This window comes from Pseudomonas iridis (genome assembly GCF_017980685.1).
In the GTDB taxonomy this organism is placed as follows: domain Bacteria; phylum Pseudomonadota; class Gammaproteobacteria; order Pseudomonadales; family Pseudomonadaceae; genus Aquipseudomonas; species Aquipseudomonas iridis.
This window is the reverse complement of the sequence record NZ_JACXXO010000004.1, coordinates 176,668-190,352: the sequence shown is the minus strand read 5'-3', so window position 1 is coordinate 190,352 and position 13,685 is coordinate 176,668. Positions and strand designations below refer to the sequence as shown.

General features: G+C 60.5%; 11 protein-coding genes. 5 read left to right on the top strand and 6 right to left on the bottom strand.

The window, feature by feature from the left end:
- Positions 1 to 21 precede the first annotated feature (21 nt).
- The 5 genes from colR (at position 22) to IEQ42_RS10045 (ending at position 3,749) form a co-directional block, all read left to right on the top strand.
- On the top strand, positions 22 to 705 hold the full coding sequence (colR, locus tag IEQ42_RS10065) for a two-component system response regulator ColR (RefSeq protein ID WP_042560717.1): 684 nt from the start codon (positions 22 to 24) through the stop codon (positions 703 to 705).
- Positions 695 to 1,978, top strand: coding sequence for a sensor histidine kinase (locus tag IEQ42_RS10060; protein WP_210703411.1), 1,284 nt, complete (start codon positions 695 to 697; stop codon positions 1,976 to 1,978). The genes colR and IEQ42_RS10060 overlap by 11 nt, the downstream gene beginning before the upstream one ends.
- Before the next feature lie 152 nt (positions 1,979 to 2,130).
- Complete coding sequence (locus tag IEQ42_RS10055) at positions 2,131 to 2,799, top strand: class I SAM-dependent methyltransferase (protein ID WP_210703410.1); 669 nt, start codon at positions 2,131 to 2,133, stop codon at positions 2,797 to 2,799.
- A 3-nt stretch (positions 2,800 to 2,802) separates the two neighbouring features.
- On the top strand, positions 2,803 to 3,519 hold the full coding sequence (locus IEQ42_RS10050; RefSeq protein WP_210703409.1) for a lipopolysaccharide kinase InaA family protein: 717 nt from the start codon (positions 2,803 to 2,805) through the stop codon (positions 3,517 to 3,519).
- Between the two features lie 2 nt (positions 3,520 to 3,521).
- Positions 3,522 to 3,749, top strand: coding sequence for a hypothetical protein (locus tag IEQ42_RS10045; protein ID WP_042560713.1), 228 nt, complete (start codon positions 3,522 to 3,524; stop codon positions 3,747 to 3,749).
- A gap of 172 nt (positions 3,750 to 3,921) precedes the next feature.
- Here IEQ42_RS10045 and IEQ42_RS10040 read toward each other — a convergent pair whose 3' ends face one another.
- From IEQ42_RS10040 to IEQ42_RS10015, 6 genes are all read right to left on the bottom strand, one after another.
- The gene (locus IEQ42_RS10040; protein WP_210703408.1) at positions 3,922 to 6,957 is read right to left on the bottom strand and encodes a multidrug efflux RND transporter permease subunit; all 3,036 of its coding nucleotides are present in this window, start codon (positions 6,955 to 6,957) and stop codon (positions 3,922 to 3,924) included.
- A gap of 13 nt (positions 6,958 to 6,970) precedes the next feature.
- Entirely contained in the window at positions 6,971 to 8,119 is a 1,149-nt protein-coding gene (locus IEQ42_RS10035) for an efflux RND transporter periplasmic adaptor subunit (protein WP_210703407.1), read from the bottom strand.
- A 180-nt stretch (positions 8,120 to 8,299) separates the two neighbouring features.
- Entirely contained in the window at positions 8,300 to 9,400 is a 1,101-nt protein-coding gene (locus IEQ42_RS10030; protein WP_210703406.1) for a DUF1513 domain-containing protein, read from the bottom strand.
- A gap of 14 nt (positions 9,401 to 9,414) precedes the next feature.
- On the bottom strand, positions 9,415 to 10,479 hold the full coding sequence (locus tag IEQ42_RS10025; protein ID WP_210703405.1) for an imelysin family protein: 1,065 nt from the start codon (positions 10,477 to 10,479) through the stop codon (positions 9,415 to 9,417).
- A gap of 27 nt (positions 10,480 to 10,506) precedes the next feature.
- Positions 10,507 to 11,934, bottom strand: a complete 1,428-nt coding sequence (locus tag IEQ42_RS10020; protein ID WP_210703404.1) for a di-heme oxidoreductase family protein — start codon at positions 11,932 to 11,934, stop codon at positions 10,507 to 10,509.
- A gap of 224 nt (positions 11,935 to 12,158) precedes the next feature.
- Entirely contained in the window at positions 12,159 to 13,505 is a 1,347-nt protein-coding gene (locus tag IEQ42_RS10015; RefSeq protein WP_210703403.1) for an imelysin family protein, read from the bottom strand.
- Positions 13,506 to 13,685 lie beyond the last annotated feature (180 nt).

The window sequence follows — 13,685 nt, the reverse complement described above, 5'->3', positions numbered from 1 at the left end:
CCGTGTACGCAAGAGGTGCCCATGCGAATTCTATTGGTCGAAGACAACCGCGACATCCTGGCCAATCTGGCCGATTACCTGGGGCTCAAGGGCTATACCGTCGATTGCGCCCAGGACGGTCTGTCGGGTCTGCATCTGGCGGCCACCGAGCACTACGACCTGATCGTGCTCGACATCATGCTGCCCGGCATCGACGGCTACACCCTGTGCAAACGCCTGCGCGAGGACGCCCGTCGTGACACTCCGGTGATCATGCTCACCGCTCGCGATCAGCTGGACGACCGCTTGCAGGGCTTCAAGTCCGGCGCCGACGATTACCTGATCAAGCCCTTCGCCTTGTCCGAGCTGGCGGCGCGGATCGAAGCGGTCATGCGCCGGGCGCAGGGCGGCGGCCGGCGTGCCTTGCAGGTCGCCGATCTGAGCTACGACCTCGACACCCTGGAAGTGACCCGCGAAGGCAAGCTGCTCAAGCTCAACCCGGTCGGCCTCAAACTGCTGGCGGTATTGATGCAGAAGAGCCCGCACGTGCTGCGTCGGGAAATTCTCGAGGAGGCGCTGTGGGGTGATGACTGCCCGGACAGCGACAGCTTGCGCAGCCACGTCCACCAATTGCGTCAGGTGATCGATAAACCGTTTGCCAAACCCTTGCTGCACACCGTGCACGGCGTCGGTTATCGCTTGGCCGAGGGGCGTGATGGAGTTTAAGCAAAGCCTTTCCCAACGGATCATCATCGCCTTTGCGCTGATGAGCGCACTGGTTGCCGGCGCTTTCGCCATGGGCATTGTCGCGACGGTGCATCTGGTCGAGGAAAAACTGATTTCGGCAGGGCTGGGCGGCGATCTGCAGCGCCTGTTGCTGATGGATAATGTCTCCGACTGGAGCCATCGCCCGGAGCCTGATCAACTGTTCTACTTCAGTGGTGGCCCCGGCGACTTCGATTTGCCCAAGGATCTGCGTCATCTGGATGCAGGTTTCCACGAAGTGTTCCGCGAGCAGCTGTCGTACCACGCGATGGTCGAAGTCGTGGATGGCCGGCGCTATGTGCTGCTGCAGGATCAAAGCGATTTCGAAGAGCGTGAGCGCGTGCTGTTTGCCGTGGTGCTGGTGGGCTTTGTGCTCAGCCTCGCATTAGCGGTATTCCTCGGCTGGGTGCTCGCGCGCAAGGTCATGGCGCCCGTGGTGCGCCTCGCACGCCAGGTGCGCCATCGGGATCAATTGCTGGGTCTGGCGCCGCCGCTGGCGCCGGACTACGCGGCCGATGAAGTCGGTGAACTGGCGGTGGCGTTCGATGCCACGCTGGGGCGCTTGCGCCAGGCTCTGACCCGCGAACGACTGTTCACCAGTGACGTCAGCCACGAGTTGCGCACGCCGTTGATGGTGCTGGCGAGCTCCTGCGAACTGCTGTTGGAAAACCCGGGGATCGACCAGCGCGGCCGTTCTCAGGTCGAGCGCATTGCCCGCGCCAGCGAGGAAATGCGCGAGTTGGTGCAGACCTTCCTGATGCTCGCCCGCGCACAGAATGAAGAAGCCGGGGCGGCACCGCAGCAAAACCTGACGCAAGTGGCAGAAAGTCTGGTGTGCCTGTGGCGCGAGCCGATCGAGCGCAAGGGACTGACCCTTACCCTCGATCCCGGTAACCCAGCGGATACCCGCTATAACGCAACCCTGCTGAACGCCGTGATGGGTAATTTGCTGCGCAACGCATTGCATTACACCGAGTACGGTTTCATTCGCCTGACGCTCACCGCCAACGGATTTGTCGTCGAAGACTCCGGCGTCGGCATTCCTGAAGAGAAACGTGAGGCCATGTTCGAGCCTTTCGTGCGTGGCAGCGAAAAGCGCGGGGAAGGTCTGGGGCTGGGCCTGTCACTGGTACAGCGCATCTGCGAAAACCAGGGCTGGACTGTCAGCCTGAGCACGATGGAACCCAATGGCTGCCGCTTCGAGGTAGATCTTGGCCATTTCGGACGCAAATAGTGGCTTCAGGCTACTCCCGTCAACCTGTCTAAATCCTGTATAACGTTGTAATAATTTGTCGGTATACCTGACATTTTTTTCACATTTGGATGACCTGCTGCTGACACGCTGCTCCCTAAGGTGGTGCCATCAGTAATTCAGGAGTCCTGATGATGAGCGGCCCGATCAAGCTCGATTTTTCCGAAAAGTACGACGATCAACACGCTAAGAAGTATCTGCGCAAACATAGAGAAAGCCTCGGACGTCGTCTTTCCCATCTGCGCGACGAGCAATTGGCGCGCAAGGCTCTGACACTGGCTGGCGAACCCGGTCTGGTGCTGGATTTGCCTTGCGGTGCCGGACGCTTCTGGCCGTTGCTGGCGGAAAAGCCCAATCGGGTGATTATCGGTGCGGACAACTCCGAGTCGATGATCAAGACCGCGTTGGAAGGACAACCGGCGGATGTGGTGAAACGGGTGCAACCTTTGCACACCTCCGCTTTCGATATTGCTCTGCCAGATAACGCCGTCGACAGCATTTTCTGCATGCGCTTGCTCCACCACATCGGAGAAGCCGAGCACCGTCTGGCGATTCTGCGCGAGTTCGAGCGCGTTACCCGTGACAGCGTGATCGTGTCGTTGTGGGTCGACGGCAATTTCAAGGCATGGAAACGCAAGCGTGCGGAGAAGGTTCGTCCCAACCGTGACTACCAGAATCGCTTTTTGATTCCGGCGGCTACGATCGAAAAAGAATTTGAAACCGCGGGTTTCCGCATTCAGGAACAACTCGACTTTATTCCGCTCTATGCGATGTGGCGAGTTTACGTATTACGCAAGAGGTAAAGGATGGCAGTGCAAATGGCAGCAGACGCGCAAGTGACGCCTCAGGAAAGTTTCGACTACTACTGGAGTCAGCGCGGTGAGTGGGTCGAAGAACCCAATGTGCGCCGTGGCGGCGAAAGTGGCGTGCAACGGATCGTTGGTCGCGATGGCCAGTTGCTGTATGCCAAACGCCAGACCGGTCACATTTATCGCAGTTGGCTGCATCCGTTCGGACGCCCGACTGTCCTGCGCGAGCTGGATGCCCTGACCGGTGTCACCAAACTCGGCGTGCGCGTGCCGCAAATCGTTTTCTGCGGTGCCCAGCCTGATCCCCAGCACAAGTGGCGCGCTCTGCTGGTGACCAAATCTCTGGACGGTTTCCAGGAACTGGAACACTGGCTGGCGTCTGCCGGTGGTCGTGATCAGTGCGGCGACGCGGTCTATGAGCGTGTGCTCAAGGATCTGGCCGAAAACCTGGCGCGTATGCACAAGGGCCGCTGGCAGCACAGCTGCATCTACATCAAGCACGTTTTTGTACGGGTGACGGGCGAAGGCGAGTCGGCCACCGTTGAAGTCGCTTTGATCGATCTTGAGAAATGTCGCCAGCGTCTGACCGCTTATCGCGCCGCTTCCCATGACATGAAGCAACTGCGTCGCCACTCGTCGTTCCGCGACGCGGACTGGAAAAAACTCGTCTACTTTTACGAGACGGCGTTTGGCAGCGCTATCAAAGGTTTATAGCGATGAAACTCGAAATTGCACGAGGTTTGTTTTTGGTAGGAGCCTTGGCAGTTGCTTCACTGGCGGTGGCTGCCTGGGAGCAGCCGCGCATGCAGGTTCTCGGCGCATCCACCACGGATGCGCACTGCGCAGTACCACGGGTGGCGAAAGCCTCCGTGGCAACTCAACCCGATCATGATTTGTTGTTGTTCATGTTCGGACTGACTCAAGGCATGAGGCCACAAAGTTGAACCGATTAAAGCCCAAATGAAAGGCCTCGCAGATGCGAGGCCTTTTTTATTGTGCTTTATCAAGGTTCACCCCGGCCCCTGTGGGAGCGAGCCTGCTCGCGAAGAGGGCGTGTCAGTCAACATCCATGTAATTTGACACACCCTATTCGCGAGCAGGCTCGCTCCCACATGGTTATTGGGTTTGTTTGGGATCAGGTTTCGCCAGCAGTGTGTAAATACACGGCAGCACAAACAGCGTAAACAACGTTCCGATCGACATCCCCGTCGCAATCACCATCCCGATATCAAACCGGCTGACGGCCCCTGCGCCGTTCGCCAGAATCAGCGGCACCATGCCGAACACCATCGCTGCCGTGGTCATCAACACCGGTCGTAGCCGAATCGCTGCGGCCTCTTCGACCGCTTCACGTGCCGACAGGCCCTTGTCCTTGCGTAACTGGTTGGCGAACTCGACGATCAGGATCCCGTGCTTGCTGATCAGCCCGATCAACGTCACCAGGCCGACCTGGGTGTAGATGTTCATGCTCGACCAGCCGAGGAACAGCGGGATCAGCGCTCCGCAGATCGACAGCGGCACCGTCACCAGAATCACCAAGGGATCACGGAAACTTTCGAACTGCGCCGCCAGCACCAGGAAAATGATCGCCAGCGCCAGCGCGAACGTCACCCACAAGGCACTGCCTTCCTGCACGAATTGCCTGGATGCGCCGCCATAGTCGAACGCGAACCCGGCCGGCGCCTCTTCCCGGGCGATCTGCAATACGGTGTCGATCGCCTCGCCCATGCTCACCAACGGGAAACCAGAGATCTTCGCCGCGTTGAGCTGTTGGAACTGGTTGAGTTGACGCGGTCGTGCGCGGTCGCTGACCTTGATCAGCGTCGACAGCGGCAGCAACTCGCCCTGGGTGTTTTTCACGTAGTAGTTATTCAGCCAGTCCGGGTTGTCACGGAAGGGGCGTTCGACCTGGGCGATGACCTTGTAGCTGCGCCCTTCGATGGTGAAGCGGTTGATTTCTGCCTCACCGAGCAACGTCGCCAGGGTGCCGCCCAGATCCTGCATCGACACGCCCATCTGCGCCGCTTTGGCGCGGTCGATGTCGACCACCACTTCCGGTTTGTCGAACGCCAGATCGAGGTCGACGAAGGCAAACTTGCCTGACTCCATGGCGCGTTTCTTGATCCGGTCGGCCACTTGCAGCAGCAGTTCGTAGTCGTTGGCCGTGTTGATCACAAACTCGAATGGCAAGCCTTCACCTGTGCCGGGCAGGGAGGGCAGGTTGAAGCCGAAAATCTGCAAGCCCGGAATGTTCTGCAGTTTGCCTTGCACCTCGGGCAGGATTTCCATCTGGGTACGGCTGCGCTCATTCCAGGGCTTGAGCAGGAACCCGCCAATGCCCGCCTGTACGCCGTTGTAGCCGTTGATCTGGAACGAGGAGTAGTACTCCGGAAACTCCTTGAAAATCTTGATGAATTCGTCGGTGTAGGTGCTCAGGTAATCGAGGTTGGTTGGCTGCGGGGCGGTGGCAATCATGAAAATGATGCCCTGGTCTTCGTCCGGCGCCAGTTCCGATTTGGTGAACTTGAGGAACACCGGGATCAGGCACAGCACAATCAAGGCGAACACCAGCACCACCGGGCGGGTGTTCAACGTGCCATGCAGGGTGCTCTGGTAGCGACGCTTGAGGCTGTCGAAGACGCGGTCGAGTCGATGCGCCAGGCCTGTGGGGTTTTCCTCGTGGCGCAGCAAAAACGCACACATCATCGGTGACAGTGTCAGGGCGACGACGCCGGAAATCACCACGGCGCCGGCCAGGGTCAGCGCGAACTCTTTGAACAGCGCTCCGGTCAGCCCGGTGAGGAAACCGATTGGCGCATACACCGCCGCCAGGGTGATGGTCATCGACACCACCGGCATGGCGATTTCACGCGCGCCCTCAAGCGCTGCGTCAAACGGGGTTTTTCCTTCCTCGATATGTCGGTGGATGTTCTCCACCACGACAATCGCATCGTCGACCACCAGGCCGATGGCCAGCACCATCGCCAACAGGGTCAGCAGGTTGATCGAGTAGCCCATCATCTGCATGAAGAACATCACGCCGATCATCGACAGTGGAATGGTCACCACCGGGATCACCACCGAACGCAGTGCGCCGAGGAACAGGAACACCACGACGATGACAATCAGCACCGCCTCGAACAGGGTTTTCACCACTTCATCGATGGAGGCCTGAATGAACAGCGTGGCGTCGTAGGCGATCTCGCTCTTGAGATTCGGCGGCAGCTGCGCCTCCAGCTCCGGCATGATCTTGCGCACTTCCTTGATCACATCCAGCGGGTTGGCCCCCGGCGTGGCCTTGATGCCGATATACACCGAGGGCGTGCCGCCGAACGAGCTGATCGAGTCGTAATTTTCCGCGCCCATTTCGACCCGCGCGACATCGCTGAGCAACACGCGGCTGTCGCCACTGACCTTCAGCGGAATCGCCGCGAAGGCTTCGGCGGACTTTAATTCAGTGTTGGCGTTGATGCTGGTGACCACGTACTCGCCTTTTACCTCGCCGGCGGCGGAGAGGAAGTTGTACTGGCGCACGGCGTTGGTCACGTCGCTGGCGCTGAGGCCGAAACCGGCGAGCTTCACCGGATCAAGCCACAGGCGCATGGCGAATACCTGATTGCCGAGGATCTCCGCCTCGGCCATGCCTGGCAGGGTTGCCAGTTTTGGCTGGATCACCCGTGACAGATAGTCGGTGATCTGCGGGTTGCTCAGATCCTTGCTGAAGAAGCTGATGTACATCAGCGCCGAGGCGTCGGCGGACTCCTTGCTCAGTACCGGGTCTTCGGCGTCTTGTGGCAGTTGGTTTTTGACTTCGTTGGCCTTGGCCAGCAACTCGGTGAACAGGCGGTCGGTGTTGGAACCGATGCGCGCGTAAATCGAAATCACCGAGAAGTTCTGGCGACTGACCGAGGTCATGTAGTCGATGCCCTCGGCGCTGGCCAGACTCTGCTGCATCGGCTGGGTGATATAGCCCTGAATGGTTTCGGCGTTGGCCCCGGGGTAGGCGGTGGTCACCGTGATCAGGGCGTTTTCCATTTGCGGGTATTGGCGCAGCGGCAGCTTGCTCCAGGCCTGGAAGCCCAGCAGCACAATCAGCAGGCTGACCACGGTGGCGAGCACCGGGCGGCGGATGAACGGGTCGGTAAAAGCCATGGGGATTCCTTGATCAGTCGGCGCGGGGCGGACTGTTCTGCTCGCCGAGGGTCTTGTCGTCGCTGATGGCAATGTGCGCGCCGTTGTCCAGTTTGATCTGGCCGGCCGTCACCACGTGTTCGCCGCTCTGCACGCCCTTGTTGATCATCACCAGCCCATCGCGGCGTTCACCGGTTTCGATGAAGCGCCGCTCGGCAATCAGCACTGGTTGGCCCTTGTCGTCTTTTTCGAGGCTGCCGTCCTCGGCTTTCTTCTGCCCGACCACGTAGATCGAGTTGCCGTAGAGGGTGTAGGTGATCGCGCTTTCCGGCACCACGATGTGTTTCTGCGGATCGGGCAGCAGCACTTCGAGGCTGGCGAACATGCCCGGCAACAGTTTGCCGTCGGGGTTGGCCAGGGTGGCGCGGACCAGCACGTTACGCGTGGTGCTTTCGACGAGCGGGTTGATCGCGCTGATCTTCCCTGAAAAAACCTGCCCGGGGTAAGCGGCGGCCGAGATATTCACCGGTTGGCCGATGGCCAGTTTCGGCACCGATTGTTCAGGCATATAGAAGTCGGCGTAGAGGCTGCTCAGGTCCTGCAAAGTGGCAATTTTGGTGCCGCTGGCGAGGTAGTCGCCGACGTCGACCTGACGGATGCCGATGGTGCCGCTGAACGGTGCGAGGATGCGTTTTTTCGCCAGCGCTGCGTTGAGCTGATTGACCGTGGCCCGCTCCTTTTGCAGAACCGCCGAGAGTCGGTCGTATTCACCTTTGGAAATGGCGCGACTGTCGATCAGTTGGCTGCCACGCCCGAAGTCCAGTTGCGCCAGGCCCAGGTCGGCTTTGGCGGTCTCCAGCAGAGCGGCTTCAACGGCGCTGTCGAGTTGCAGCAGCGGTTGCCCGGCCTTGACCTTCTGCCCTGATTCGAATTTGAGCTCGGTGACGGTGCCGGAGGATTCCAGGCTCAGGTCGACGCCTTGCAGGGCCTTGAGGCTGCCGACGGTGGGCAAACGCATCTGCCACGGGCGCTCGCTGGCGGTGGCCACGGCTACGCTGATCGGCGGTTTCGGCTTGGAGAAGCCTTGAACCATGGTGTAAATCGAAAAGGCTTTGTAACCGCCCAGCACCAGGACAATCAGCAAAACAACACCCAACATGATCAGCATGCGGCGACGCAGCATATTTCCAGTTCCTTGGATAAATCAGGTGAGACAGGCGGGCAACATTACTCCGAGTACAGGGGTGATTCCAACTGGCAGTTTTTACAGGGAATGGAAAAAGATCGCAGCCTGCGGCAGCTCCTACAGGGAGTTGCATTCCAATGTAGGAGCTGCCGCAGGCTGCGATCTTTTAAGGGCGTTTCACGCCATCAGGTGGAGATGGTTGTCCCAGAGCCCTGCCGGTAATTCCAGCGGCTTGGCCAGCAGTTCAGCCTGACGGCAATCGTAGTAGCGGCAACGCCCCTGACCCGAGGTCACGACAAAGCCGTCCTGCACCGCACCGACGCCGGCGCAATCGGGCAGCGGTGCGTCGAGGCGGACTTCGCCGCTGTCCAGATCCCAGATGAAAAAGCGGTTACCACGCGGGGCGGTCAGCGCCACCAGTCGCAGGTCGCTGTGCACCGCGACGCTGGCGGTGTAGTGACCCATCGACTGCAACTGATGCTCCGGCACCGGGAACGCCACGAACGGTTGCCCCGGACGTTTGATCGCCAGCAGCTCCGAGCGCTCGTGTGACGCGCCCATGAATTGCTGGCCGGCGACGATGGTGCCGTCGCTGGCAATCCCCAGGTGGCGCACGCTGTTCATCTGCTGGGCGAGGGTTTCCTTGCTCAGCAGGGTGCCGTCGCGTTGCATCAGGACCAGGCTCGGCTCCATGGCGCTGAGGTTCATGTCGACGCGGCTTTCCGCCTCGGTCCGAATCCCGCCGTTGGCCACCACCAGCGTCTCGCCGTCGGGCATCCACGACACCTGGTGCGGACCGAGACCATGGGTGGAAATCTCGCCGCTGTGCACCAGCCGCTCGCCTTCGAACCTGTACGCCCCGAGCAGGCCACGACCCGGATCGGTGGTGTCGTTCTCGGTGGCGTACAGGTATTCGCCGTCCTTGTGCACCACGGCGTGGCCGTAGAAGTGCCGGTTCGGCTGCGACGTCACGGTTTGCAGCAACGTGCCGTCACGCAGGTCGATCAGGTAGCTTTCGGTCCCCGGCCGGCGGGCGACGAACAGCGCAATCGCAAGCGTCGGATGATTGATGATGTCGTGGCAGCGCTGACCCACCTGGGTGGCGAACACGCGCGTGCCATCCAGCCGATAGCCGACGGCGTAGTGTTTGCCGTCGGTATCGTCGCGAGCCGACAGCAGCAGCGGGCTCTGATCCTTGCGTTTGAACAGCGTCCAGCCGCCCAGCGTCACTGCTCCCAGCAGCAAACTACCTAAAGTCAGAGCCTGGCGTCGCAGCATGGCACTTGCCCTCATCAGTCACCGTCGTTGGCGTTGAAGCCCAGTTGAATGCCCAGCGCCTTGGCCAGTTCGCCTTCGTGCAGGCGATGGACGACGTTGAGGCTGTCGTAGATATCGTTGAGTTGCTGACGACCCGCGTCGTCTTCAAGCATTTCGCCGAGCGAACGCTGGGTGCTGTCGAACAGTTTCAGCGACGCTGCGTAGGCAGCATCGATCTTGTCCGCCAGTGGCTTTTGCTCAGCCGGCAACAGACCGCGCAGGCCTTTGTTGTCGACGCCTTCCCAAACGGTTTTGGCGGCGGCGAGGCTGGCTTGCAGCGCGGTCATTGACGACTGGCTGCGCCACGCATCAGCCTGGAATGGCTGCGGCACACCTTTGCTCTGACGGCCCATCGGCGTGCCGAGTTTTTTCTTCAGGGTGTCGAGTGCGGTGACCTGCACACGCAGCAGATCGGCGATCGCTTCGTGGGAGTCGGCGTAGCGCTGGTTGGGGAACTTGCTCATCTGCGCGAGCATGCCGTCGGTGTTGTTCCAGCCTTGCAGAATTTCTTCGGCCAATTGCTTCTGGCGTTCGCCGATGGCGATCAGCAATGGGCAGTATTTGGCTTTCTGCTCCGCGTTGGCGACGTCTGGCTTGGCGTCGAACAGGATGTATTCGTACGCCGACAGGCCTTGCACCACGACGCTCGATTTGGCCAGTGCGGCGGCGTCGATCTGCGGTTGCGCGAGGACCAGTTGCTCGACCTGACGGCCGACGAGGTTTTTCTTGTCGGGCCAGAACTGCACCTGCCAGGAACGGTTGCCCTCGGCCAGTGGCCCGATCAGCAACGGTTGCAGCTCGGCCCAGGCTTTCTGGGCGTGGAGGAAGTCAGCGCGGGCGGTTTCCAGCGTCTCTTTGCCCTGGCAGTAGGCGAGGGCGCTGACGGCCAGTTGCTTGTCGGCCTCGGCCCAGCGCGTGTAGGTCGGCAGGATCACCGATTTGGCGATGGCCGCCGAGGTAACGGCTTGCGGATCCTGCGGCGAGCAGGCGCCTAGGGCGATGGCGGCAAGGCTGGTGAACAACAGCTTGGGACGGAACATGTCGGGCTCCCGGATCTTTATCTGTATTTAAAGTGAGTTCAAAAACGCCAGCAGCGCGGCACGCTGCTCGGCATTGAAAGCTAAAACCTGTTGCTGCGCAGCTTGTGCTTCGCCGCCGTGCCAGAGCACCGCTTCGAGCAGATTGCGTGCGCGGCCATCATGTAAAAACTGGGTGTGGCCACTGACCGCTTGCGTCAGGCCGATGCCCCACAACGGCGGCGTGCGCCAGTCGCGGCCGGAGGCCTGGAATTCGGTGCGGTTGTCGGCCAGACCGTCGCCCATGTCATGCAGCAGCAGATCGCTGTACGGGCGAATCACTTGACTGGCCAGTTCAGGTTCGGCCGCGTTGGCGGCGGTGGTGTATTTCGGTGTGTGACACGACTGGCAACCGGCCTGGAAAAACAGGTTTTTGCCGGCCAGCACTTGCTCGTCGTTAATGCCTCGGCGCGCGGGCACGGCCAGGTTGCGGCTGTAAAACAGCACCAGTCGCAGGATGTTATCGCTGACCTCCGGCTCGCCATTCGGGCCATTGCCGTTCGGTGCCTGTTTGCAGGCGGTTTGCGTGTCGGTGCAGTCATCGAACGGTCTCAGGCTGGTGGTGAGGCCCATATCACCTGAAAACGCGTGAACATTCTGTTGGTTGAGGTTGGGTTGCCCGGCTTTCCAGCCAAATCGACCGATGACGGTTTTTTGCAGTTCGTCGTCCCAAACGCGGTTCGGCCGGCCATTGATGCCGTTTTTGTCTCTGGCCTGCGCGGCGGCGTTGGCGAGGATCGTGTCTTCGGGGATCGCTTCGAGCAGGCCGAGGCCGATCATCGGCGGGGCGACACGCGCCGAGAAACGCGTGTCCGGGTGCATGGGGCCGTAGCCGAGCTGAGTGATCTGCAACACCGGTTTGCGCAGTTCGACTTCGGTGCCGTCCTTGAAACGCACCGGAACCGGCGTGTACTCGACCCGCACCTTGCCTTCCGGCACAACGCCCGGCACGGCCATGTCCTGGAACTGCCCGCCGTACACCGGCTCCGGCACCACGCCGAGCTGCTCGATGACTTTGGCGTACTGCGGCGCGTCGGGGATCGACAGGCGCACCAGCATCGACACCGAATTGGCCGCGTTCGGCAGTGGCGGATGACCGCGACCGTCCTTGATGTGGCAGTTCTGGCAGGCGTTGGTGTTGAACAGCGGGCCGAGGCCGTCGCGTGCGGTGGTGGTCGACGGCGCGGTCACCCATGGGCTGCGAAAGAAACTGTTGCCGACGCTGAAATCCACCCGCCTCGACGGCGGCAGGTTGGCCGAGGGCAGGGAGAATGCGTTCTGATCGGTCTTGCGCACGGTCGCCGCACCGCCCGAGCGTGCTTCACCGGGCTCGGCCTTGGTGAAACGCGGGGCGTCATCGCAGGCACTCAGGCCCAGGGCCAGAAACAGTGCGGACAAGCGAAGAGGCAGCGAGGGCATCAGACATCCTGCGAACGGGCAAAAACAAAGGCGCAAAGTCTAACAGGGCGAGGGAGTTTGAATAAGAGGAATTATCGTTTACTTGATGTGGCGCAGCTATTCGCCGGGGACCGAGGTGCTGCCATCGCTGGCTTGCCAGCGATGGGGCCATCAGCATCACCACAGAAAGCAGGTATGAAAAAGGCGACCCGAAGGTCGCCTTTTTTTGATGCAGACGCGCTTGATCAGAACTCGTGATCAGCGCTGTCCGGGTTCAGGTCACTGATGCCCAGTTTGCCGGCAGCGGCTTCGATCGAACCGGTCTGCTTGACCAGGGAGGCGATGGCGTCACGCACGACCTGATTGCCGGCCGTGTTGCCCGCCGCGATCAGCTGGTCGTAGTGCTCACCCTTGTTGGCGTGATCAACCATGACCTGGATCTTGGCTTCGGTATCGGCCAGATCGGCTTTCAGCGCAGTGTCGGCAGCCGGATCGGCCTTGGCCACCAGCGACGACAGGCTGGCGCCGGTCATCTTGGTGCCGTCAACACGGGTGTACTCGCCCAGGTAAACGTTACGAATGCCTTTGGCATCGTAGAAGTGCGAGTAGTGAGTGTTGTCGCTGAAGCAGTCCTGTTCGTCTTCCGGAGAGTTGGCTTCCAGAGAAACCTTCATGCGCTCGCCCGCCAGTTCGCCCAGGGACAGGCTGCCCATGCCGAAGAGCATTTTGCGCAGACCGGTTTCGCCCGACTCGGCTTCCAGCGTGGCGCGGTAGTTGTCAGCCACGTTCGGCTTCCAGTTACCCACCATTTCTTGCAGGTCGTTGACCAGCAATTGGGTCACGGACTTCAGGTAAGCGCGGCGACGATCATTGTGACCGCCAGTGGCACCGGCGCCTTCCAGATAGTCGGAAGCAGGACGGTTGCCAGCGCCAGGGCCGGTACCGTTGAGGTCCTGGCCCCACAGCAGGAATTCAATGGCGTGGTAGCCGGTGGCGACGTTGGCCTCGGAACCGCCCAGTTCATTCAGGCTGGCGAGTTTTTCCGGGGTGATGTCTTTGACGTCAACCTTGTCTTCGCCGACCTGTACTTCGGTGTTGGCGATGATGTTGGCAGCGGCACCCGGGTTACCCAGTGCGTGCTCGTAGGATTTGTCGACGTAGTCGATCAGACCCTCGTCCAGTGGCCAGGCGTTAACCTGACCTTCCCAATCGTCGATGATGGTGTTGCCGAAGCGGAACACTTCACTCTGCAGGTATGGAACGCGAGCGGCGACCCAGGCAGCCTTGGCGGCTTTCAGGGTGTCGGCATTCGGTTTGGCAAGGAAGGCGTCGATTGCAGTTTGCAGGGTTTTCGCGGTGGATTCGGCATCGCTGTAAACGGCGAAGACCATGTCGGCGTAGTGCGCAACCACAGCCTTGGCGGCGGCATCGTCAACTTTACCGGCAGCAGGAGCAGGCGCAGCGGCTGGAGCAGCGCTGCTGGAAGCCGGCGTCATTTCGGAGGCTTTGTCTTTGTCTTTGCCTTCGCCGCAACCGGCGAGAGAAATAGCGATGGCCAGCAAACTGGCGGTAGCCAGAGGCATACGAATCATGGCGAACATCCTGCTTCGGTAGTTGAGTGGACTCGCGCTGGAAGCGCAAAACTGCGACATAATGCAAATCTTTCGCATTATGTGTAAAGGGTAGTGCTTGGAAATATTTCTTATTTGCGCATCAAGATCAAAAGATCGTCCGATCGCGGCCCGAGCCTGCGGCAGCTCCTGCAGGAGAAC

Coding starts and splice junctions, on each gene's coding strand:
- IEQ42_RS10040 (WP_210703408.1), bottom strand. CDS start 6,957: ATGGCTTTTACCGACCCGTTCATCCGCCGCCCGGTGCTCGCCACCGTG.
- IEQ42_RS10060 (WP_210703411.1), top strand. CDS start 695: ATGGAGTTTAAGCAAAGCCTTTCCCAACGGATCATCATCGCCTTTGCG.
- colR (WP_042560717.1), top strand. CDS start 22: ATGCGAATTCTATTGGTCGAAGACAACCGCGACATCCTGGCCAATCTG.
- IEQ42_RS10015 (WP_210703403.1), bottom strand. CDS start 13,505: ATGATTCGTATGCCTCTGGCTACCGCCAGTTTGCTGGCCATCGCTATT.
- IEQ42_RS10045 (WP_042560713.1), top strand. CDS start 3,522: ATGAAACTCGAAATTGCACGAGGTTTGTTTTTGGTAGGAGCCTTGGCA.
- IEQ42_RS10025 (WP_210703405.1), bottom strand. CDS start 10,479: ATGTTCCGTCCCAAGCTGTTGTTCACCAGCCTTGCCGCCATCGCCCTA.
- IEQ42_RS10055 (WP_210703410.1), top strand. CDS start 2,131: ATGAGCGGCCCGATCAAGCTCGATTTTTCCGAAAAGTACGACGATCAA.
- IEQ42_RS10020 (WP_210703404.1), bottom strand. CDS start 11,934: ATGCCCTCGCTGCCTCTTCGCTTGTCCGCACTGTTTCTGGCCCTGGGC.
- IEQ42_RS10050 (WP_210703409.1), top strand. CDS start 2,803: ATGGCAGTGCAAATGGCAGCAGACGCGCAAGTGACGCCTCAGGAAAGT.
- IEQ42_RS10035 (WP_210703407.1), bottom strand. CDS start 8,119: ATGCTGCGTCGCCGCATGCTGATCATGTTGGGTGTTGTTTTGCTGATT.
- IEQ42_RS10030 (WP_210703406.1), bottom strand. CDS start 9,400: ATGCTGCGACGCCAGGCTCTGACTTTAGGTAGTTTGCTGCTGGGAGCA.